We start from the raw sequence: 20,858 nt of genomic DNA, 5'->3' as shown, positions 1-20,858 counted from the left end.
CTTAGCGGCCGTCTGTGAAGACGGTCACTTCCGCCGAAAGGCCTGCGATGAGCCGCCGCGGGCTTTTGCTCGTGATGCGGATCTTCACCGGTACGCGCTGGGTTACCTTGACCCAGTTGCCGGTCGCGTTCTGCGCAGGGAGCACGGAGAATTCCGAACCCGTGCCAGCCCCGATGGTCTCGACCTGACCTTTGAGGACGAGGCCGGGATAGGCATCGAGCTTGATCTCGGCAGGCTGGCCGACTTTCATATCGTCGAGATCGGTTTCCTTGAAATTAGCCTCCACGTAAGAGCTGCCGTCTTCCACCAGCGTCAGCACCGGCAGCCCCTGGACCGCCTGCTGCCCAACCTGAAGGCGATCGGCTTGCGTGACCGTGCCTGCCACCGGCGCGCGAACTTCGGTGCGGTTGAGGTTGAGCTCGGCGCCTGCTTTCTTGGCTTCGCCCGCAGCGATGGCCGGGTTCTGCCCCGGCACCGCTGCGCCGTCTGCCAGCTTGGCCTGCGCAGCCGCCTGCCGCGCGAGGGCCAGGCGCAGCGCTTCGCGCGCCTGGTTGACCTGATGCTGTGCCGCGTCGTGCTCCGTCTTGGTCAGGAAACCGCGCTTGTACAGCTCGTCCTTGCGGGCGAAGTTCGCCTCGGCAAAGGCAATGTCTTCCTTCGCGGCGGAGATGGACGCGCCCGACAGATCGGCATCGCTGCCCAGCGCGGTCCGGCTGGCCTGCGCCTGCGCGATTGCTGCGTTGGCTTCGGCAATCTGCACCTGGTAGGGTTGTTCGTCGATGCGGAACAGCAGCTGGCCCTTCGTTACCCTGTCGCCGTCACCCACCAGGACCTTGACGATCTGCCCGGCGACTTCGGACGAAATCGCAACGCGATCCTGCTGGATATAGGCGTTGTCGGTCGAGACCTTGCCCTGCAGGCTCTGCCAATAGGCAAACGCGCCAGCGAGCAGCAGCAGCGGCACCAGCGCCATCAGCGCAATGCGGCGCCAGCGCCGCTTCTTCGGCGCGGGCGCGGCAGGTTCTTCGATTGCGGCGACTTCGGTTTCGATGGTTGGATCGGCCTCAGCCATGGGCGATTCCTTGGGATTTGGTGGAGGCGGAGAGATTGTCGGAGACGAGATTCAGCATTCGCGAAAGCGCCGCCTGTTCGGTTTCGTCAAGCCCGGCGACCATCTGGTCTAGCATGCCGGTAAGTGCAGAGCGAATACGTGCAGCTTCGCCTTCGGCACGCGGTGTCAGATACAACAGGCGGGCTCTGCGGTCGGATGGGTCCTTGCGCCGTTCGACCAGGCCGGACTCCTCCATCCGGTCGACCATCCTGCACAAGGTGATCGGTTCGACCTCAAGATGCTCGGCATGAAAGGTCTGGTTCTCGCCCGGCGCACGGTCCAGCGCCAGCAGAAGGCGTGCCTGCGGCCCGGTCATGCCCGTGGTGCGCACACGCTCGTCGAACGCGCGGCGCAACAGGCGTGCATTATCGACCATGAGGAAGCCCAGGTTCTTGTCCATGCGCAGGCATATAATAAGGGCGCTTATTATGTCAATGTGATTGGTCGGAGGTTGGCTCATTTGCTATGCGAAGGCGTGTCCAGGTGGGAGAAGCGGATGAGCGAGATCGAACAGGGTGGCTGCGCATGCGGCGCGGTGCGGTACACGCTAAAGCCCGGTTATCGGCTGAAGCCCTATGCGTGCCATTGCAGCGACTGCCAGAAGCGAACAGGGACTGCGTTTAGCCATCACATGCTCGTCATGCGTGCCGATCTGGAACTGACCGGAGAACTCGATCGGGGCCGGATGACGCAGCCGAGCGGAGCGATCAGCACGATTTCGGGATGCCCGCAATGCAAGTCGCGCATAATGGCGGAGAACAGCACTCGGGCTGGTACCGCAAGCTTGCGGGTGGGCACGCTTGACCGGGCAGGACGTTTTCCTCCGGCGGCGCATCTGTGGGTCAAGAGCAAGCAGCCGTGGCTGGTGCTGCCCGACGAAGTGCCGCAGCTCGATGAGCAGCCGCGTGCGCAGGAAGATTGGATCGAGCTTTTGGGGATCAAATGATGGCCAACGTCACCAAAACCGGCGGATGCCAGTGCGGCCGGGTCCGCTATTCCGCGCAGGTCGACCCTTCGAACGCGTATCTTTGCCACTGCCGCATGTGCCAGCGTGCGACGGGCGGTGTTTCGATTGCCTTCATCGGCCTGCCGAAATCGGACATGACCTGGGAAAGCGAGCCAGACTGGTATGCCAGTTCCCCGTTCGCCAAGCGCCCGTTTTGCTGCGAATGCGGAACGCCGCTGGGTTTCGCATTCGACGAGGGCGAGAATATGGACATCACCGTGGGCAGTCTGGACGAGCCCTACGGCATCGAACCGCACTGGCATTTCGCATCGGAGAAAATCCATGAGAGCTGGATCGATACATCCGGCTTGCCGCGCAAACGCCTGTCCGAGCATGTCGTTCTGAGTAACAAATGGATCGAAGCAACAGGATCGGTGCCCGAATGAAGACTGAACAATTTCGCAGTTTCGACGGCACGAAACTGGCGCTGCACCGCGTGGGCGAGGGCAGGCCGCTGGTGCTGCTGCACGGGCTGTTCTCCAGCGCGCAGATGAACTGGATCAAGTGGGGCCATGCAGACCGGATTGCGGAACAGGGATACGAAGTCCTGATGCTCGATTTCCGCGTGCACGGAGAGAGCGAGGCGCCGCATGGCGCAGAGCATTATCCGGCGGGCGTGCTTGTGAAGGATGTCATTGCGCTGGTCGAGCATCTCCGGCTCACCGACTATGACCTCGCCGGCTTCTCGCTCGGCGCGCGCACGTCGATCCATGGCGTCGCCACGGGCAAATTGAAGCCCGAGCGGCTGATCCTCGGCGGAATGGGCGTCGATGGTCTGTCCGAGTGGGAAAAGCGGGCGGCGTTCTTCATTCGGGTCATCGAAGAGTTCGACGCGATCCCCAAGGGCGATCCGGCCTATTTCTCCATGCAGTTCCTCAAGTCGCAGAAGGTCGACCGGGTCGCCGCGCGGCTGCTGCTCGATACGATGGAAGACCTGCCGCTGTCCCAGCTCGCCAACATCACCTGCCCCACGCTGGTGGTGTGCGGCGACGAGGACCGCGACAACGGATCGGCGCAGGAGCTGGCCGAGATGCTTCCCGATGCCACCTATGTCGAGGTGCCCGGTACGCACATGACCAGCGTCACCAAGCCCGATCTGGGCCGGGCGATGGCACAGTGGCTTGGCCCGGCAGAGCGCTGACGCCTTCGCTTGCTATTACCCCGCGCGAAGCTAGTTTTGGGCGCAATGACACATACTACGACAGGATGCCGCCCATGAAACTCCTTTCCGTCTCGCTCGCCGCGCTTGCCACCGCGACCATTGCCACGCCCGTGCTGGCCGACGATCACGGCGCACAGACCGAGCAGGCGACCGAGCAATATCCGATGACGCCGCAAGGCGCGGCGGACTGGGTTGCGATGGTCGAGAAGGACCTGTTCGATTACACGGTTCGCGCCAGCCAGGTTTATTGGGTCAACGCGACCTACATCACCCACGATACCGACGCGCTGGCCGCGCAGGCGGGTGCCGAAGGGACCGAGAGGTCCGTCAAATACGCGCTCGAAGCGGCCAAATATGCCGAGGTCGACGGGCTCGACCCCGAGGTTGCGCGCAAACTCGATATCCTGCGCAACGGTATCGTTCTGCCCGCCCCGACCACAGAAGGCGCTGCGACCGAGCTGAACGAGATCGCGACCAGCCTCAACAGCCAGTACGGCAAGGGGAAGGGCACGCTGAACGGCAAGGAAATCAGCGGTTCGGATATCGAGGCCGAGATGGGCAACCTCGACCACACACCCGAAGAATACGCGGAAATGTGGGCCAGCTGGCACACCAATGTCGGCGCGCCGATGAAGGACGACTATGCCCGCATGGTCGAGATCGCGAACGAAGGCGCGGTTGAACTGGGGTTCGACAACGTCGGCACGATGTGGCGCTCTGGCTACGACATGCCGCCGGAGGAATTCTCCGGCGAGCTGGAGCGGATGTGGCAAGAGGTCGCGCCGCTCTACCAGTCGCTGCACACCTATGTGCGGACCAAGCTGAACGAGAAATACGGCGACGATATCCAGCCCGCGACCGGCCCGATCCGTGCCGATCTGCTTGGCAATATGTGGGCGCAGGAATGGGGCAATATCTACCCGCTGGTCGCACCCGAAGGATCGGGCGATCTCGGCTATGACATCGGCGATCTGCTGAAGGCGCAGGATGATGGCCCGCTCGACATGGTGAAGATCGGGGAGGGCTTCTACTCCTCGCTCGGCTTCGAGCCGTTGCCCGAGACCTTCTGGGAACGCAGCATGTTCACCAAGCCGGCCGACCGCGAGGTGGTGTGCCACGCGTCGGCCTGGGACGTGGACAACAAGGACGATATCCGCATCAAGATGTGCATCAAGGTGAATGCGGACGACTTCGTCACCATCCACCACGAGCTGGGGCATAACTACTACCAGCGCGCCTATAACGAGCAGCCGTTCCTTTACCTCAATGGCGCGAACGACGGCTTCCACGAGGCGATCGGCGATTTCATCGCGCTGTCGATCACGCCCGAATATCTGGTCCAGATCGGCCTGCTCGATCGCAAGGACGTGCCGAGCGCGGACAAGGATATCGGTCTGCTGCTGCGTCAGGCGATGGACAAGGTCGCGTTCCTGCCCTTCGGCCTGCTGGTCGACAAGTGGCGCTGGGGCGTGTTCGACGGGTCGATTACGCCTGCCGATTACAACACCGCGTGGCACGATCTGAAGCGCGAATACCAGGGCATCACCCCGCCGGTCGAGCGGCCCGACGACGCGTTCGATCCGGGTGCGAAGTACCACATCCCGGGCAACACGCCCTACACACGCTACTTCCTCGCCCGCATCCTGCAGTTCCAGTTCTACAAGGCCGCGTGCGACCAGGCGGGCTGGAAGGGCCCGCTGCATCGCTGCAGCTTCTACGGCAACAAGGAAGTGGGCGAGAAGCTGAATGCCATGCTCGAAATGGGTGCGAGCAAGCCGTGGCCCGATGCGCTGGAAGCCTTCACCGGCAGCCGTGAGATGAGCGGCAAGGCGATGATGGAATACTTCGCCCCGCTCAAAAAGTGGCTCGACGAGCAGAACAAGGGCAAGCAGAGCGGATGGTGATCCGGGAGCCGGGCGGGCGTCGGCGGGCATGATCACCGTCGGATGGCGCGAACTGGTCAATTTGCCAGAGCTGGGGCTGAAAGGCGTGCCCGCAAAGATCGACAGCGGCGCGCGGACCAGCTCGCTGCACGGGATCGTGGTCGACGAGTTCAAGCGCGACGGCGAGAAGTTCGTCCGCTTCGAGGTGTTCTTCCCGGGCAGCAAGGTGATGCAGGTGTGCGAGGCGGTGCATGTCGACGTGCGCGGGATCACAAGCTCGAACGGGGAGACCCAGCTGCGCTACGTCATCAAGACTCCGTTGCAACTGGGGAACCATACTTTTCGCGCGGAGATAAGTCTCGCAGATCGTAGCGACATGAAGTTCCCAATGCTGATAGGGCGAAGCGCCCTGCGACGAAAATTCCTCGTCGATTCGGGTAATTCCTGGCTCCAGTCCCCCGGCCGGGAACCCGTAAAAGGCCACAAGCCATAAGGATCAGGCCATGAAGATCGCGCTGCTTGCCCGAAACCCCAATCTCTATTCGCACAAGCGGCTGATGGAGGCCGCTGAGGCGCGCGGCCACCAGATCGACTGGCTCAACACGCTGCGCTGCACGGTCCACATCGCCAGCCACAAGCCCGAGGTCTATTACGACAGCGAGCCCTGCATCGGCTACGACGCCGTGATCCCGCGCATCGGCGCATCGATCACCAATTACGGCCTCGCGATCCTGCGCCAGTTCGAAATGCGCGGCTGCTGGCCGCTGAACGAGAGCGTTGCCATCGGGCGCAGTCGCGACAAGCTGCGCAGCTTGCAGATCCTCGCCAAGCACGGGCTCGGCCTGCCGCTGACCGCCTATGCCAACGATCCCAAGAAGGCGGAGGAGATCATTCGTGCGGTCAAAGGGCCGCCGGTGGTGATCAAGCTGCTGGAAGGCACGCAGGGCATCGGCGTGGTTCTGGCGGACTCGATGTCGAGCGCGAAATCCGTGATCGAGGCGTTTCGCGGCGCGAACGTGAACATCCTGGTGCAGGAATTCATCAAGGAAGCCGGCGGCACCGATATCCGCGCGCTGGTGATCGGCGGCAAGGTGGTCGCGGCGATGAAGCGCACCGGCGCGGCGGACGACTTTCGTTCCAACCTGCATCGCGGCGGCAGCGCCCAGCTGATCAAGATCACGCCCGAGGAACGCAGCACCGCCGTGCGCGCGGCCAAGCGCATGGGGCTGAACGTGTGCGGCGTCGACATGCTGCGCAGCAACCACGGCCCCGTGATCATGGAGGTCAATTCCTCGCCCGGTCTCGAGGGAATCGAACACGCGACGGGCAAGGACATTGCCGGTCAGATCATCGAATTCATCGAAAAGAGCGCGAAGATCGGCGCGACCAAGACCAAGGGCGCCGGGTAGGGATCGGGTTGCGAGGCAGAACGACTGCCCCGCCACTGCGCAATCCCTCGGGTGCCCCCAATTGCAAGAGGCATAGATTTTCCGCTTTGTCGCTTGAAAGCAGGGCGATATTCGATTGCCAGTTGCATTGAGGGGGAGAGCGGTGTGCTCAGGTTGAAATGCTCCGTACTCGTCGCCGCTTTGGCGGTCGGTGTCGCATTTGCAGCACCGGTGGCAGCCGAGGAGGCAGACTGGGAGGCAAGCGAGGCGATGAAGCCATGCTTCGCCGGAGGGAGCAATGCGGAAGAACTTGCCGCTGCACTCAAGGCGTGCCGAGAGCTTTTGGGCAGTGCGCGTTACGGCGGCGAAGATGCTGCGATGATCCGCTACGCGATCATCGACTATCAGGCGGACAGTGCCAGTACCGCGGAACAGATCGAGCAGCTTGCGTCGCTATCACGCGACAGCCTGCCCGAAAAGTTTCGCTACGGCCGTGACGAGCGCCTGGCCCGCCTGTGCTACAACGACAAGCGTTGGCAATGCGTCATCGACGCCATGCGCCCCGATCTCGAAAGCACTTACATGGCCATCGACGGTCTTTCGATGTTCCGCGAGGCAATGGTAGAAACGCAAGGGGCTGCGGCGACCGAAACGCTTGGCAGCGAGCTGATCCAGAAGCGCGGGACATCGGCGGTCGGCTATCTGGTGAGGGCGGAGGCGCGGACCAAGTCCGGCGACAAGGCCGGTGCGATTGCCGATCTTGTCGCTGCGGGCGAACGCTTGCCGGCCGACAATGCGTCCGGAATGAATGGGGTATGCTGGACTCTCGTGACGGAGCTGGCGGCGGCGGAAAAGGCGCGTACCTATTGCGACAAGGCAGCGGCGGAGTCGCCGCTCAACTGGCTGATATGGGACAGTCATGGAGCGATGAACCTCGCGCTTAAACGCAACGCCAACGCCTGGGCCGACTACGAACAGGCTGTCCGTCTGGCTCCAGAGGCTGCCAGTGCACTCTACGGTCGCGGATTGGCGCTCGAGCGTTTGGGACGGGATGCCGACGCCGAGAAAGACAAGCAGGCAGCGATCGCGATCGATCCGGACATCGCCAAGACCTACAAGGGCTACGGTATCTAATTGCCATTGCAGGCGGTGCGGCGTCTGGCGCTCTTGCGATTTAAGCCGACCCCGCAAAGCAAAAGGCCGCTACGCACCGTGGTGCGAGCGGCCCTTCGTTATCCTTGCGGATGCCTGAGGTTTATTCGCCTGCAGGCGTCTCGTCGTCACCTTCCGGCGCAGTCGCTTCGATCAGCGCTTCGCGGGTGGTTTCGCCTTCCGGAGTGCTCACGCCGTCTTCAAGCAGCTCGGCGGGGATCTCGCCGGGCTCGAGGTTCGGGTCGATCTTGTTCTCGGAAGCCGCTTCCTCGATTTCCCGCTGTTCGTCTTCGAACATCTGGGCGAGGACGTCGACGCCCTGGCTCTGCAGTTCGGCTTCGTCGTCCGAACGGGCGACATTGGCCTTCACGGTCACGTGCACCTCGGGGTGCAGCGCAACGGTGACGTCGTGCATGCCGATCGTCTTGATGGGGCTGCCCATCACGACCTGCTTCTTGTCGACTTCGTGGCCCTGGGCTTCGAGGCCCGCCACGATGTCACGCACGTTGACCGAACCGTACAGCTGGCCGGCGTTCGACGACGCGCGGATCAGGACGATTTCCGCACCGGCGATCTTCTCGCCAGCCTTTTCGGCTTCGCCGCGACGTTCCGCGTTTTCCTTTTCCAGGCGTTCGCGGTTCGCTTCGAAGACCTTCTTGTTCGCAGCGTTGGCGCGCAGCGCCTTCTTCTGCGGCAGCAGGAAGTTGCGTGCGTAGCCGTCCTTGACGGTCACGACGTCGCCGATCGAGCCGAGGTTGCCGATGCGTTCGAGGAGGATGATATCCATGTGTCTAGCTCCTCTTACTTCACGACGTAGGGAAGAAGGCCGATGTGGCGCGCGCGCTTGATCGCCTTGGCGAGTTCACGCTGCTTCTTCGCGCTGACGGCGGTGATGCGGCTGGGCACGATCTTGCCACGTTCGGACATAAAGCCCTGCAGCAGGCGCACGTCCTTGTAGTCGATGACCGGAGCATTCTTGCCCGAGAACGGGCAGGTCTTGCGGCGGCGGAAAAACGGGCGGGCCATTAGTCGTCTCCCCGATCGGAGCGCTCACGGCGCTTCTTGGAATCACGTTCGTTCTTGCGCATCATCGCCGAGGGGCCTTCCTCGTGTTCGTCCACGCGGATGGTCATGTAGCGGATGATGTCTTCGTTGATGCGGATCTGACGCTCCAGCTCGGCGACCATTGCGCCGGGGCCTTCCACGTTCAGCAGCACGAAGTGCGCCTTGCGGTTGCGGTCGATCTTGTAGGCAAGGTTCTTGAGGCCCCAGGTCTCCGTCTTGGTGACCTTGCCTTCGTTCGACTCGATAATCTCGGTGGCTTGCGCTGCCAGAGCGTCGACTTGCGACTGGCTCAAATCCTGGCGCGCAAGGAATACATGCTCGTACAGAGCCATGCCTTTTCCTTTCACATTGCTGCCGATCGCTGGCTTGTCCGCGCGGATCGCGGGGCCCCTCCGGCTTTCTTGGTTTCCCCACTGCGGGCCGTCACCCACAGCAGGGAAGCGGGGCACATAGCTGGATCGTGGGATAATGCAAGGCTTCGCATGCGACGCTCGCGGTGCCAAAGCGGATGCTGGCGCGTTGGCGTGCAGTACCACGAAACGAGAAGGAAATGCGATGCCCGGGGGCCTTGCTGCACTATTGGACGATGTATCGATAATCGCGCGCGCAGCGGCGGCCTCGGTCGACGATGTCGCGGCGGCCGCGGGCCGCGCGGGCACGAAGACCGCAGGCGTCGTGATCGACGATGCGGCGGTCACGCCCAGCTACGTCACCGGCTTCTCGCCGGCGCGCGAATTGCCGATCATCGCCAAGATCGCGGTGGGCAGCGTCAAGAACAAGCTGCTGATCTTGCTGCCGGGCGCCTTGCTGCTGAGCCAGTTCCTGCCGCAGGCGATCGTGTTCATCCTGATGTTGGGCGGCTGCTACCTGTCCTATGAAGGTGCGGAGAAGATCATCGAGAAGCTGACCGGTGCGAAGCACGGCGAGACCGTGGAGGCACCGATCAAGAACGAAAAGGCGTTCGAGAAAAAGCGCGTGGATTCAGCGATTCGAACCGATCTGATCCTGTCGGCGGAGATCATGGCGATCGCGCTGAACGAGGTGGCGGCGGAAACCTTCGTTACGCGGGCGATCGTGCTCGCGCTCGTCGGGCTGGCGGTGACGGCGGGCATTTACGGTGCGGTCGCGCTGATCGTGAAGCTCGACGATATCGGACTGCACCTGATGAAGAAGCCGGGCGATTTCGCGAAGAAAGTGGGCAAGGTGATGCTCAACGCGATGCCGCATATCCTGACCATCTTGTCCGTGGTGGGGACCGCCGCGATGCTCTGGGTCGGTGGCGGGATCATCCTGCATGGTACGCACGAGTTGGGCTTCCAGCCGCTCTACGGCGCGGCGCACGGCCTCGAACATGCGGTTCATACTACCACCGGGGCGCTGGGCGGCGTGCTCGGCTGGGTGACCTACGCGTCCGCCTCGGCATTACTCGGGCTGGTGCTAGGCTCGGTGATCTTTGTCGTGCTGCACAAGGTGTTCGGGATGGGCCACGACGAGAAAGGTGGCGAGGGCGCGCACTAGCCGCCCCGCCATGCCTCCTTGGTAAGGTCCGTACCGCAGCGGCTGCACGTCTTGTTCGGCCACGGCAGCATCAGCGGCCCGCGAAAGAACAGGTTGCTGCCGCAGTTCGGGCAGTTGAAGCCGAGAATGCCGATATTGGCCATGAACAGGCCGAAGATGACGATGGCAAAGGCAATGCTCGAATGCCCGATCCATGCATCGACCGCGATGATGAACACCACCCCGATCACTACTCCGGCGAGCATCTTGAGCGCGTGGCGGCGGGCGGCTCGGTAGGCGGTCATGTAAGCTGCTCGTCGGTGAGATCGTGTCGACACTTCCAACACTCTGAGCGCGGCCACGGCCAGAAGAACCCGTACGCCCTGAAAACGCTGTAGCCGCAGTTCGGGCATACGTAGCTATAGGTCCAAAGACCTAGACCGATCCATACGAGCGCGAACAATCCGCCAGCCCATTCGAAAGGAAGGAACCGGGTCGTGATGAGCATCCAAGGAATAAAGCAAAGGAAAGCGAGAATGATGCGTTTCGCGTGTCTCTCGGCATTTTCGTAAACGCTCACCCCAGCCGCTCCTGCTCATATCTCGCAAACCTGCTTCAGGTATCGGCGCGAGTGCTCATGAAGGCAAGCTGGCTGCCTGTTCCCGCTAGCCATCCTGCGCCGCAGCCGCCCGGTCGAGCGCGTCGAGCTGGGCCTTGTAGGTCGGGCAGTCGTAGTGCTGCTGGCCACTCATCCCCAGCGTCGTCCCGCCAAAATCGACCATGAAAGTTTCGTCGCTCAGCCGTGCCTGCATCTTGTCGAGCACCCGGCAGCTCAGCCCGCCATAATAGGTCTGCGTGCGCGGGCTATCGGTGACCGCCTGGTAGGCCGTCGTGTAGTGCGCGTAGGCTTGCTTGAAACGCTCGGGCAGGTCGACGAAGTCCTCTGCGGTGCAGGCATCCCAGTCGACCACACCGTCGATCGGCGGCCTGCCATAGGCGCACATCACCGAATTGATGGCGTCGGGGTCGGTGCCCGCAGCAAACAGCGCGTCGATATCCTGCTGGGAGAGTGCCGCTGCAATTGTGCGATGTGCGTACTCGCTGATCTTCAGCGAATAGGGCGCGAATGCGGAGCGGATCAGCGCATTCGACTCTTCGGCAGTGAAGTTTGCGTGGGCAGCTTCTTTGGTAAGGCCCTGGCCATCAGGCGAAATGACCATATCGGTGATGGTCTGCTGAGAGAGTTGTTCGAGCATGCGGGCCAGCGAAGAATCGGACACCGCGCGTTCGAAATGCTGGGTCTTTTGCCAGTTCTCCAGCGGCTCCTCGGCATTGCAGGCGGTCGTGGCGAGCAACAGTACCCCCGTCGCAGCCAGCGTTATCGCATGTCTCATCGTTTGCATCCCCCCAATTGCGGGGAGCCTAATGCGCCCCGCAGCACCCTGTCGATGGGGGCTGCGATGACAAATGCTGTCAGGTTTGCGCAGCTAACCGAGCCGGTCGAGCAGATCCTTCGCAAACACGCTCAACGTATCGTCGCGTGCGCCCATGATCGCGATACGGTCGCCGGGCCTGGCGTTTGCTACCAGCCAGTCGCCACAGCCTTCGCGGGTGTTGATGCACAGGGCCTTTCCGCCGTGCTTCGCGATCAGGTCGACGATCCGCTCGCTGCCCTCGGAGCGATCCACCGTGCCGCCGAAATAGACCGGATCGCACAGCAGGGTGATATCCTCGGGGCCGAGTTCGCGGGCGAAGGTCTCGGCGAGTTCGGCCCCCATCTGCTTCAACGGCCCGTAGCCATGCGGCTGGAAGAACGCGAGCACGCGGCCGGGATGCGATTTCAGCGTGCGCAAAGTCGCCGCCGCTTTCTCCGGATTATGGCCGAAATCGTCGATCACCGTCACGCCCGAAGGCGAGGTACCGACAATATCGAACCGGCGTGCGAGCCCTTTGAACTCGGCCAGCGCCGCGACGGCATCGGGCACCGGCACGCCCGCCGCATTCGCGCCTGCAATCGCCGCAAGCGCATTGGAGAGGTTGTGCCGCCCCGGCAGATTAAGCGTCAGCGGGTGCTGCGTATCGTCGCGCTTGTCGTGGACCATCGCCGCCTGCCGCGTCGGCCCTTCCGCCAGCGAACCCTCGACAATGCCCAGTGCGGCACAGCCATTGGTCACGCCGAAGGTCAGCGGGGCATTGGCGTGTGCGACCAGCCGGAAGGCTTCCTCGTCATCGGCATTCACCACGCCGCGAGCCGATGCCTCCAGGAAATCTCCAAACAGCTGGCGCAGTTCGTCCATACTCTTGTGATCGAGGCTGACGTTGAGGAGAATTCCGACGGCAGGAGTGTATTGCGCAATCGAGCCGTCGCTCTCGTCGACTTCGGACACATACAGGTCCGCGTCGCCGACCACCGCGCTGGCGAAGGGGCGGTCCTCGCTGACGAAGTTCTTCATCACCGCCCCATTCATGATCGTCGGGTTGCGGCCTGCGTGATGCAAAATCCAGCCGAGCATCCCGGTCACGGTCGACTTGCCGCTGGTGCCCGCGACGGCGACGCCGGTTTCGGCGGCGTTGAACAGCGCCGCGTTGAGGTCCGCGCGGGTTAGGCGGGGCACGCCCAGTTCCTTGGCGCGTACGACTTCGGGCACGGTGTCCTCCACCGCCGCGCTCGCCACCAGCACCTGCTCGGGCCGGGTGATCCCGCTGCCGTCCTGCGGGAAGAGCTGAAACCCTTGCACTTCCAACGCGGCGAATTTCTCGGGCGTGCGGCCCTGGTCGAAACTGCGGTCCGATCCGGCGACCTCCGCCCCGCGGCCCTTAAGGATCGCGGCGAGCGGCTGCATTCCCGATCCGCCGATCCCGCAGAAGAACCAGGGGCGGGCGGTGAGGTCGGCGGTGGGATCGGGAAGGTCGTTCATGGCGGCAGCACTATTGCGATTAAATCCTCTCGTCACCCCCGCGAAGGCGGGGGTCCCGCTTTATTGCGGCCAGGCTCGATAGAAGTCAGCGGGATCCCCGCCTGCGCGGGGATGACGGGGTGAGGTTTGCCGGGTACAGCGATCGCATGACACGCATCGCTATTTGCGCGCCCGCCACCGCCATCACGCCCGACCACGCCCGGGCCATCGAGCAATTGGTGGCGGACGAATTCCCCGAACACAGCGTTTTCGTCCATCCGCAGTGCTTCGAGAGCTGGGGGCATTTCGCGGGCGACGACCTTACCCGGCTGACCGCGCTGCTCGATTGTGCGAACGATCCGCAATTCGACGCAGTGTGGTTCGCCAAGGGCGGCTACGGATCCAACCGGATTGCCCAGGCGGCAGTGGCACAGATGAATAATGCCGCGCGGGAGAAGACCTATGTCGGCTTTTCGGACATGGGCTACATGCTCGCCGCGCTCTACCGCGCAGGGATCGGCCAGCCGGTGCATGGCTCCATGCCGGTCAGCGCACGCAGCGAAACGGGGCGCGAGGCGGTTCGCCGGGTGCTGCGCTGGTTTTCAGGGGACGGAAGCGGGCTTGAACCGCATCTCGATGGCAAGACGCCAACGGTCGCCTTCAATCTCATCACGCTGGCGATGATGGTCGATACCCCGATGCTGCCCGATCTTTCGGGCCATGTGGTGATGGTCGAGGAAGTGAGCGAGCACCTTTATGCGGTGGATCGTCTGTTTTTCAGCCTTTCCAACACCCTGCCGCGCGTTGCTGGACTGCGTCTGGGGGCCGTCACTAACGTGCCGGAAAACGACCGCGAATTCGGCATGACGGCCGAGGAAATCGCGCAGTTCTGGTGCGCGCGGGCGGGCATCCCCTACCTCGGTCGCGCCGAAATCGGTCACACTGCGGCCAACCGGATCGTCCCCTTCGGCCTTGCAAGCCCCGCGCGGGGTTCCTAGTCGCCTCGTCGACAAGGAGATTTAGATGACAGCCTTTATCTTCCCCGGACAGGGGAGCCAGAAGGTCGGCATGGGTGCCGACCTCGCCGACGCAAGCGCCGCCGCTCGCGAAGTTTTCCAGGAAGTCGACGACGCGCTGAACCAGAAACTCTCGGTGATGATGCGCGAGGGGACCGACTCCGAACTGACGTTGACCTCCAATGCGCAGCCCGCGATCATGGCCAACGCCATCGCCACGCTGCGGGTTCTGGAAAAGGACTTCGGTCTGAAGCTGAAGAATGCGGCGTCGTGCGTCGCGGGGCACTCGCTGGGCGAATACACCGCGCTGTGTGCGGTCAATGCCTTCTCGCTGACCGACACCGCAAAGCTGCTGCGCCTGCGCGGCATCGCGATGCAGGATGCGGTGCCGATCGGCTTGGGCGGAATGGCCGCGCTGCTGGGTTCGGACATCGAGACCGCGCAGAAGCTCGCTGAAGAGGCCGCCGGTGGCCAGGTGTGCGAGATCGCTAACGACAATGACCCTTCGCAGGTCGTGCTTTCGGGCCATGCGCAGGCGATCGACCGCGTGCTCGAACTGGCGAAGGCGCACGGTGTGAAGCGTGCAATCAAGATCGCGGTTTCCGCACCCTTCCACTGCTCGCTGATGCAGCCCGCTGCGCAGCGCATGAAGATCGCGCTCGAGAACACGTCGCCTTCGGCGATGGACCTGCCGCTTTACGCCAACGTCACCGCCGCCAAGGTGAGCGACTCGGCGGAAGAGAAGGCGCTGCTGGTCGAACAGATCACCGGCCGCGTGCGCTGGCGCGAGAGCGTGCTGGCGATGCGCGCCGACGGTGTCGAGCAGTTCGTCGAACTGGGCGGCAAGGTGCTGGGCCCGATGGTCAGCCGCACCGACAAGGAAGCGAGAGTGACCAGCGCGATCACGATGGAAGACTTGGAAGCGCTGGCAAAAGACCTCGCCTGACAGGACGGTGAAGGCGCCACGAATATGAGTGGCGCTCCGCAGGATTCCCCCTAAGATCGTGCTGCAACCACGACCTTGGGGGGAGGCGGTCATGCGCATTTCAGACAACCTGTGGGTGGCGACGCTCCTGTCGGCAGCCGTGCTGCCGCTCTGTTCGGCTTGCGCCACGGTCGATCCGCGAGTGGCGTCGAGCGATGCGAATATGCCGTCGCTCGACGGGGATGCAGCGATCGACGCATATGTCCGCAAGCTGGAGAAGCTGGCCGAGGCTCATCCCCCCGAGCCGGTCCCGTTGGTTCTCCCCCCGCCCATGGCATCGGCCCCGTCCCCTGCTTCGGACGGATCCGGCGTAGCGGATATGGCCATGGCGGAGGATACATCCGGCTCGGTCGTCGTCACCGGGTCGGTCACCGAAGAAAGCATCACCAACACGCAGGAAGCGGGCGTGGACGAGGGTGGGATCGTCAAACGGCGCGGCGACACACTGGTGGTCCTGCGGCGCGGGCGGTTGTTCAGCGTTGCCATCGGCCGCGACGGGCTGGTGCCGGTCGACAGCATAAACGCCTTCCCGCCGAACGACGATGACCCGTCCGACACCTGGTACGACGAGATGCTGATCGACGGGGATACCGTGATCGTGATCGGCTATTCCTATGGCGATAACGGCACTGAAGTCAGCCGCTTCGATCTCTCGGGCGACGGGCACCTTGCCTATCGCGATACGCATTACCTGACCTCGGGCGACTACTACTCGTCACGCAACTACGCGTCGCGGCTGATCGGCGACGAGTTGCTGTTCTACACTCCGATCGATTTCGATTCGGTCGACTGGCGCGAAGGCTTGCCCTCGGTGCGCAAGCGTGGCTCGGACGGGCGCCTGACAGAGGCAAAGCGCAACGAGGGGACCAGTCGGATATTCTTGCCCAAGCGCTACCTCGACAGCCCGAGCTTCGGTCTGGAAACGCTGCACACGGTGACGTCCTGCCATCTCGGTGAGGCTGAGCTGCCGTGTCGTTCGACCATGGTGCTAGGGGCGTGGGGGCGCGATTTTTACTTCTCTCCGGGCAGTGCGTGGGTGTGGGTCGATACGTCGGACATCTGGACCGACGGCGACGATGACGACGAGGAAGAGCAAACTTCCGAAGCGATCCTCTATCGCATCCCGCTCGACGGATCGGACCCTAGCGCGGTCGGCGTGGCGGGCTCGCCGGTCGACCAGTTCTCCTTCCGCGAGAATGGCGGCGGATCGATCGATATCCTGGTGCGATCCGAGGATTACGGCGGCGGCATGTGGGGCGGGGAGGTCAGCTATGGCGATCCGATGCTGCTCCATCTTCCGTTTGGCGCGCTGGGCAATGGCTCCAAGGACGCGGCAAAGGATCGGTATCGCAAGCTTCCGCCGGTAAAGGGCTATCGCTTCTTCAACCGCTATGTCGGTCGGCACTTGCTCTACGCTTCGGGAAGTTACGGGAACGAGGAGGAGACTCCGCAGATCTACATTGTCCCGCTCGATCACGACTGGGTCGTCGCGATGCCTCTGCCGCACGGGATCACGCGGTTCGATGCGCTGGACAGCGATGCCGTGGCGATCGGGCCGAGTGGCGACGATGCGTTGGGCTTTTCCTCGATCGCGCTCGACGCGAAAACGGGCGCGGCGCGGCTCGCCAACACGTATCTGATGCCGGACGCGGAGGAAGGGGAGACGCGCAGTCAGGCGCTGTTCTACCGGCCCGATGCGGGCAGTGCGCAAGGTGCCGACGGCACGCTCGGCTTGCCCGTCTCGCGGCAACTGCGCGACGATTTCGGGGAATTCCTGGGCGATGCCTCGGCAATCGCTTTCCTCCGGCGCGAGGATCGTATTCTCTCGCCCGCCGGGGTGCTCGAAAGCCGGGTGGCCCCGAACGACGAAAACGCCTCGGACAGTTGCCAGGCTTCGTGCGTCGACTGGTATGGCAATGCACGCCCGATCTTCATCGGCGACCGCATCTTCGCGCTGATGGGCTACGAGATCGTCGAGGGCCGGCTTGATGGCGACGCCATCGAGGAGGTACGACGGATCGACTTCACTCCGCAGTAGGACAGTTCGCCCCGACCATTGACCATCGCGGCGCGGATCGCGAAGGCCTCTGCATCACTTTTGCAAGTTTGGCGGAGATAGATTCGTGTTCTCACTCGAAGGTAAGACGGCGCTGGTCACCGGCGCGAGCGGCGGCATCGGTTCGGCGATTGCCAAGGCGCTGGCTGCGCAGGGCGCACGGCTCGCGCTGTCAGGCTCCAACGGAGACAAGCTGCGCGCGTTTCGCGAGCAGCTGCAGGATGAGGTCGGCGGCGATCACGTCGAGATTACCTGCGATCTCTCCAACGCCCAGAGCGTCGAGGAACTGGTGCCCGCCACGATCGACACGCTCGGCAAGATCGACATCCTGGTGAACAACGCCGGGATTACGCGCGACAATCTGGCGATGCGGATGAAGGATGATGAGTGGGATCAGGTGATCCGTATCAATCTGGAAGCCGCCTTCCGCCTGATGCGCGCCGCCGCACGCCCGATGATGAAGGCACGCCACGGCCGGATCGTCTCGATCACCAGCGTGGTCGGTGCCACCGGCAATCCCGGCCAGATGAACTACACCGCCGCGAAGGCCGGGCTGACCGGCATGTCGAAGAGCCTCGCGCAGGAGCTCGCCAGCCGCGGGATCACGGTCAATTGCGTCGCGCCGGGCTTCATCCGTACCGCGATGACCGATGCGCTGGACGACAAGCAGAAGGATGCCATCAATGCGCGCATTCCTGCGGGCCGGATGGGCGAAGGCGAAGAAATCGGTGCAGCGGTCGCATACCTCGCCAGCGACGAGGCCTCCTACGTCACCGGACAGACCCTGCACGTCAACGGCGGTATGGCGATGCTGAGCTGATGACACGCCGGGGTGGCGTCGGTCGCTGTTAGGCCTTATCCCCAGCAATCCCGGCAGAGTCGCGCTTGTCGCTTGCCCCTAAGTGCAGGCGCGATAAGGAAACCGGATAAGATTTCTCGCGCCAAGGCAGACTCGAGGGGGAGTCGTGCCGACTATCAAGCGCTTATGAGACGAGAGAAGGACCGATGAAGGCCACCATCGAACGCGCAACGCTGCTCCGCTGCCTATCCCACGTGCAGTCGGTCGTGGAGCGGCGGAACACCATCCCGATCCTCAGCAATGTGCTGATCGATGCCGACGCGGGCGGCGGGGTGAAGGTCATGGCGACCGATCTCGACCTGCAGGTGGTCGAGACGATGACCGCGGCCAGCGTAGAGAGTGGCGGGGCGATCACCGTGTCGGCTCACCTCCTGTTCGACATTGCTCGCAAGCTTCCCGACGGGAGCCAGGTCAGCCTGGAAATGTCGGAAAACCGCATGATCGTGAAAGCCGGGCGTAGCCGTTTCCAGCTGCCGACCCTGCCCCGCGACGATTTCCCGGTGATCGTGGAAGGCGAGCTGCCGACAAGTTTCGAACTGCCCGCGCGCGAGCTCGCCGAACTGATCGACCGCACCCGCTTCGCGATCAGCACCGAGGAAACGCGCTACTACCTCAACGGTATTTTCCTGCACGTCTCGGACGAATCGCGCCCCGTCCTGAAAGCTGCGGCGACCGACGGCCACCGGCTGGCGCGCTACACGATCGACCGTCCGGAAGGGGCGGCGGGCATGCCCGACGTCATCGTGCCACGGAAGGCCGTGGGCGAGCTGCGCAAGCTGCTGGAAGAAGCGCTCGACTCGAACGTCCAGATCGACCTTTCGGCCAGCAAGATCCGCTTCGCGCTGGGTGGTGAGGGCGGCGTGGTGCTCACCAGCAAGCTGATCGACGGCACTTTCCCCGATTACAGCCGCGTGATCCCGACCGGGAACGACAAGCTGCTGCGCCTAGACCCAAAGAGCTTCTACGAGGGTGTCGACCGCGTTGCGACCATCGCAACCGAGAAGACCCGCGCGGTGAAGATGGGCCTCGACGCAGACAAGGTCACGCTTTCGGTCACCAGCCCCGATAACGGCACTGCTGCCGAAGAGATCGCGGCGGAGTACAAGTCCGACGGGTTCGAGATCGGCTTCAACGCCAATTACCTGAAAGACATCCTGAGCCAGATCGACTCGGATATGGTGGAACTGCACCTCGCCGACGCAGGTGCCCCCACGTTGATCCGGCGCGACGAGAACAGCCCCGCGCTGTACGTTCTCATGCCGATGCGGGTGTAAGCAATAACCGCAGTTGTCACTGGAATGGTGGCCCCGACGCTATAGGCTGCCATCCGGTCTACAATTTGTCTTGGGATGGCTTTTCCGATGAAGTTTTTGCTCGCCGTTGCATCGCTCTCGCTGCTGGTATCGCCTGCTGCTGCACAGACTGCCGGACAGGTACATGATGCGCGTTGCGCTTACGTCAAATCGGTTATCCTTGGACGTCTCATGGAAGATGAGGGCGCGAACCAAGAGGTCATCCAAGGGGTTACCACCCATGTGATGTATTATTTCGGAAGACTGGAAGCGGTTATGGAGCGCCAGGCAATTTCCGACCTGATCATCTCAGAAGCGCTGAAATTCGAGAATTTCGATCAGATCGTGGACTCGGAGTCGGCTTGCGACGCCGGCATGGAAAAGACCATCGATTTCATGCTGTCGGTCGGCGCGCGATTGAAAGAGAATGCGCGCTAGGGCAGGCCGCAATCCGGCCGCGGCAAGAATCTCAAGCCAGAAATTCGCGGATCAGCCGGATCGCCTTGCCCGGGTGGGTCATCAGGAACAGGTGACCTGCGCCTTCGAACACCTCCAGCCGCGCGCCGGGAATCGCCCCGGCTAGCAGGCTTCCGTTGGCCAACGGCACGATCGGATCATTCTCGCCCATCATCACCAGCGTCGGCTTGTCGAGAAACGGCAGCGCGGGCAGGCTGGTCCACCCGGCAAGCGCCATCAACTGGTAGAAATAGCCGGTCGCACTGGGCGGGGAGATATTGCCAACGGAATTGCGCGCCAGCTTGCTCTCATCGGAATTTTCCAGCGCGGTCAGGTATTCGCGCATCAGCATCTCGTTGATCGCCGAATAGGGATCGGCCATCTGCAACAGCATCTTCGGATCGCCGGGGATCATCAGCATGCCGGGCGACGTTGCAGCCAATACCACGCGCCGCACATGTGCGCCGTGTTGCAGCGCGAAGTGCTGCGCCATGGAGCCGCCCCAGCTCATCCCCATTACATCGACTTCGTCGAGGCCAAACCGTTTGAGGAGCGAAAGCGCGGTCCAGCTCATCGTGAAGGGGTTGTAGGGCACCACGGGATCGGGCGATTCGCCCGTGCCTGGCATGTCGAACATAATGAAGCCGCGCTCTTCCAGCGCCTCGGCCAGGGGGGCGACCGCTTCTATGTTTGCGCCGATTCCGTTGAAGAACAACAGTGGTGGATGTTCGGAAGGCTGGTCGAGCCGCCAACGCGCCACGCGCAGGGCCATTCCGTCGATATTTTCGAAAGAGACGTCCGCGCTCAGCGGTCCACCCGGTTCACCGCTACGCACAGGGCGTTTTTCGCCCTCATCGGCGGCGCTGCCGAACAGCCCCCATCCGGGCAGGCGAAAATCCAGATCGGTAAAACTGATCATCTGAAAGTCTTCCTGAAACCCATGGGCGTGCTTTTGCAAAGGTGGACTAGCCAGTTCGAGGGCTCCGCTCTGGCGCACCGATCTATTCCGCAGGCCCGTGAGGCGCTGATGGCC

Annotated in this window: 23 protein-coding genes; 14 read left to right on the top strand and 9 right to left on the bottom strand. The window is 63.0% G+C overall.

The annotated features are described in order from the left end of the window. Position 1: 1 nt before the first annotated feature. Together AAG591_RS11870 and AAG591_RS11865 are read right to left on the bottom strand one after the other, a co-directional pair. Positions 2 to 1,072 carry an HlyD family secretion protein gene (locus AAG591_RS11870; RefSeq protein WP_342531537.1) on the bottom strand — a complete coding sequence of 357 codons (1,071 nt, stop codon included), beginning with the start codon at positions 1,070 to 1,072 and terminating at the stop codon, positions 2 to 4. Then, positions 1,065 to 1,511, bottom strand: coding sequence for a MarR family winged helix-turn-helix transcriptional regulator (locus AAG591_RS11865; protein WP_342531535.1), 447 nt, complete (start codon positions 1,509 to 1,511; stop codon positions 1,065 to 1,067). Before AAG591_RS11865 ends, AAG591_RS11870 begins: the two co-directional genes overlap by 8 nt. 96 nt (positions 1,512 to 1,607) lie before the next feature. On the opposite strand from AAG591_RS11865, the gene AAG591_RS11860 reads away from it, so the two are divergent. The 7 genes from AAG591_RS11860 to AAG591_RS11830 all read left to right on the top strand — a co-directional run bounded on the left by AAG591_RS11860 (position 1,608) and on the right by AAG591_RS11830 (position 7,684). Continuing rightward, the gene (locus AAG591_RS11860) at positions 1,608 to 2,057 is read left to right on the top strand and encodes a GFA family protein (protein ID WP_342531534.1); all 450 of its coding nucleotides are present in this window, start codon (positions 1,608 to 1,610) and stop codon (positions 2,055 to 2,057) included. Then, a complete protein-coding gene (locus AAG591_RS11855) occupies positions 2,054 to 2,503 on the top strand; it encodes a GFA family protein (protein WP_425341661.1) in 450 nt (149 codons plus the stop codon). Before AAG591_RS11860 ends, AAG591_RS11855 begins: the two co-directional genes overlap by 4 nt. After that, a complete protein-coding gene (locus AAG591_RS11850; protein ID WP_342531533.1) occupies positions 2,500 to 3,258 on the top strand; it encodes an alpha/beta fold hydrolase in 759 nt (252 codons plus the stop codon). Before AAG591_RS11855 ends, AAG591_RS11850 begins: the two co-directional genes overlap by 4 nt. A gap of 74 nt (positions 3,259 to 3,332) precedes the next feature. Next, complete coding sequence (locus tag AAG591_RS11845) at positions 3,333 to 5,183, top strand: M2 family metallopeptidase (RefSeq protein ID WP_342531532.1); 1,851 nt, start codon at positions 3,333 to 3,335, stop codon at positions 5,181 to 5,183. A gap of 28 nt (positions 5,184 to 5,211) precedes the next feature. Beyond that, positions 5,212 to 5,655, top strand: coding sequence for an ATP-dependent zinc protease family protein (locus AAG591_RS11840; protein ID WP_342531531.1), 444 nt, complete (start codon positions 5,212 to 5,214; stop codon positions 5,653 to 5,655). A gap of 10 nt (positions 5,656 to 5,665) precedes the next feature. Continuing rightward, entirely contained in the window at positions 5,666 to 6,571 is a 906-nt protein-coding gene (gene rimK / locus AAG591_RS11835) for a 30S ribosomal protein S6--L-glutamate ligase (RefSeq protein WP_342531530.1), read from the top strand. 153 nt (positions 6,572 to 6,724) lie between these two features. Next, positions 6,725 to 7,684, top strand: coding sequence for a tetratricopeptide repeat protein (locus tag AAG591_RS11830; protein ID WP_342531529.1), 960 nt, complete (start codon positions 6,725 to 6,727; stop codon positions 7,682 to 7,684). A 121-nt stretch (positions 7,685 to 7,805) separates the two neighbouring features. Here the strand turns inward: AAG591_RS11830 and rplI are convergent, their stop codons facing one another. Genes rplI through rpsF form a run of 3 tightly spaced genes read right to left on the bottom strand, consistent with a single transcriptional unit; the run spans position 7,806 to position 9,099 of the window. After that, positions 7,806 to 8,489, bottom strand: a complete 684-nt coding sequence (gene rplI / locus AAG591_RS11825) for a 50S ribosomal protein L9 (protein ID WP_342531527.1) — start codon at positions 8,487 to 8,489, stop codon at positions 7,806 to 7,808. A gap of 14 nt (positions 8,490 to 8,503) precedes the next feature. After that, positions 8,504 to 8,728, bottom strand: a complete 225-nt coding sequence (gene rpsR, locus AAG591_RS11820; RefSeq protein WP_010240048.1) for a 30S ribosomal protein S18 — start codon at positions 8,726 to 8,728, stop codon at positions 8,504 to 8,506. After that, positions 8,728 to 9,099, bottom strand: a complete 372-nt coding sequence (rpsF, locus tag AAG591_RS11815) for a 30S ribosomal protein S6 (protein WP_342531526.1) — start codon at positions 9,097 to 9,099, stop codon at positions 8,728 to 8,730. Before rpsF ends, rpsR begins: the two co-directional genes overlap by 1 nt. Before the next feature lie 223 nt (positions 9,100 to 9,322). Here rpsF and AAG591_RS11810 point away from each other — a divergent pair, with 223 nt between their 5' ends. Continuing rightward, positions 9,323 to 10,285, top strand: coding sequence for a DUF808 domain-containing protein (locus tag AAG591_RS11810; RefSeq protein ID WP_342531525.1), 963 nt, complete (start codon positions 9,323 to 9,325; stop codon positions 10,283 to 10,285). Here the strand turns inward: AAG591_RS11810 and AAG591_RS11805 are convergent. From AAG591_RS11805 to AAG591_RS11795, 3 genes are all read right to left on the bottom strand, one after another. Beyond that, positions 10,282 to 10,569, bottom strand: a complete 288-nt coding sequence (locus AAG591_RS11805) for an RING finger protein (protein ID WP_342531523.1) — start codon at positions 10,567 to 10,569, stop codon at positions 10,282 to 10,284. The genes AAG591_RS11810 and AAG591_RS11805 overlap by 4 nt on opposite strands. 360 nt (positions 10,570 to 10,929) lie before the next feature. Continuing rightward, positions 10,930 to 11,658, bottom strand: a complete 729-nt coding sequence (locus tag AAG591_RS11800; RefSeq protein ID WP_342531521.1) for a hypothetical protein — start codon at positions 11,656 to 11,658, stop codon at positions 10,930 to 10,932. A 93-nt stretch (positions 11,659 to 11,751) separates the two neighbouring features. Continuing rightward, positions 11,752 to 13,182, bottom strand: coding sequence for a glutamate ligase domain-containing protein (locus AAG591_RS11795; RefSeq protein ID WP_342531519.1), 1,431 nt, complete (start codon positions 13,180 to 13,182; stop codon positions 11,752 to 11,754). Positions 13,183 to 13,328: 146 nt separating this feature from the next. On the opposite strand from AAG591_RS11795, the gene AAG591_RS11790 reads away from it, so the two are divergent. From AAG591_RS11790 to AAG591_RS11765, 6 genes are all read left to right on the top strand, one after another. Beyond that, positions 13,329 to 14,159 carry an LD-carboxypeptidase gene (locus AAG591_RS11790; protein WP_342531518.1) on the top strand — a complete coding sequence of 277 codons (831 nt, stop codon included), beginning with the start codon at positions 13,329 to 13,331 and terminating at the stop codon, positions 14,157 to 14,159. Between the two features lie 25 nt (positions 14,160 to 14,184). Next, positions 14,185 to 15,123 carry an ACP S-malonyltransferase gene (gene fabD, locus AAG591_RS11785; RefSeq protein ID WP_342531517.1) on the top strand — a complete coding sequence of 313 codons (939 nt, stop codon included), beginning with the start codon at positions 14,185 to 14,187 and terminating at the stop codon, positions 15,121 to 15,123. A 91-nt stretch (positions 15,124 to 15,214) separates the two neighbouring features. After that, positions 15,215 to 17,200 (top strand): beta-propeller domain-containing protein, encoded by a 1,986-nt coding sequence (locus AAG591_RS11780; protein WP_342531516.1) that lies wholly within the window; start codon positions 15,215 to 15,217, stop codon positions 17,198 to 17,200. 85 nt (positions 17,201 to 17,285) lie between these two features. Beyond that, positions 17,286 to 18,038: a 3-oxoacyl-[acyl-carrier-protein] reductase gene (gene fabG, locus AAG591_RS11775; RefSeq protein WP_342531515.1), complete on the top strand. Its 753-nt coding sequence runs from the start codon at positions 17,286 to 17,288 to the stop codon at positions 18,036 to 18,038. Between the two features lie 185 nt (positions 18,039 to 18,223). Next, entirely contained in the window at positions 18,224 to 19,351 is a 1,128-nt protein-coding gene (gene dnaN / locus AAG591_RS11770; protein ID WP_342531513.1) for a DNA polymerase III subunit beta, read from the top strand. Positions 19,352 to 19,438: 87 nt separating this feature from the next. Further along, the gene (locus tag AAG591_RS11765; protein ID WP_342531512.1) at positions 19,439 to 19,807 is read left to right on the top strand and encodes a hypothetical protein; all 369 of its coding nucleotides are present in this window, start codon (positions 19,439 to 19,441) and stop codon (positions 19,805 to 19,807) included. A gap of 31 nt (positions 19,808 to 19,838) precedes the next feature. Here the strand turns inward: AAG591_RS11765 and AAG591_RS11760 are convergent, their stop codons facing one another. Next, positions 19,839 to 20,744 (bottom strand): alpha/beta fold hydrolase, encoded by a 906-nt coding sequence (locus AAG591_RS11760; protein WP_342531510.1) that lies wholly within the window; start codon positions 20,742 to 20,744, stop codon positions 19,839 to 19,841. Positions 20,745 to 20,858: the final 114 nt, after the last annotated feature.

The organism is Citromicrobium bathyomarinum (assembly GCF_038594485.1).
In the GTDB taxonomy this organism is placed as follows: Bacteria; Pseudomonadota; Alphaproteobacteria; order Sphingomonadales; family Sphingomonadaceae; genus Alteriqipengyuania; species Alteriqipengyuania bathyomarina_A.
Note: the sequence above shows the minus strand (reverse complement) of the source record. Positions and strands in the feature narration are given on the sequence as shown.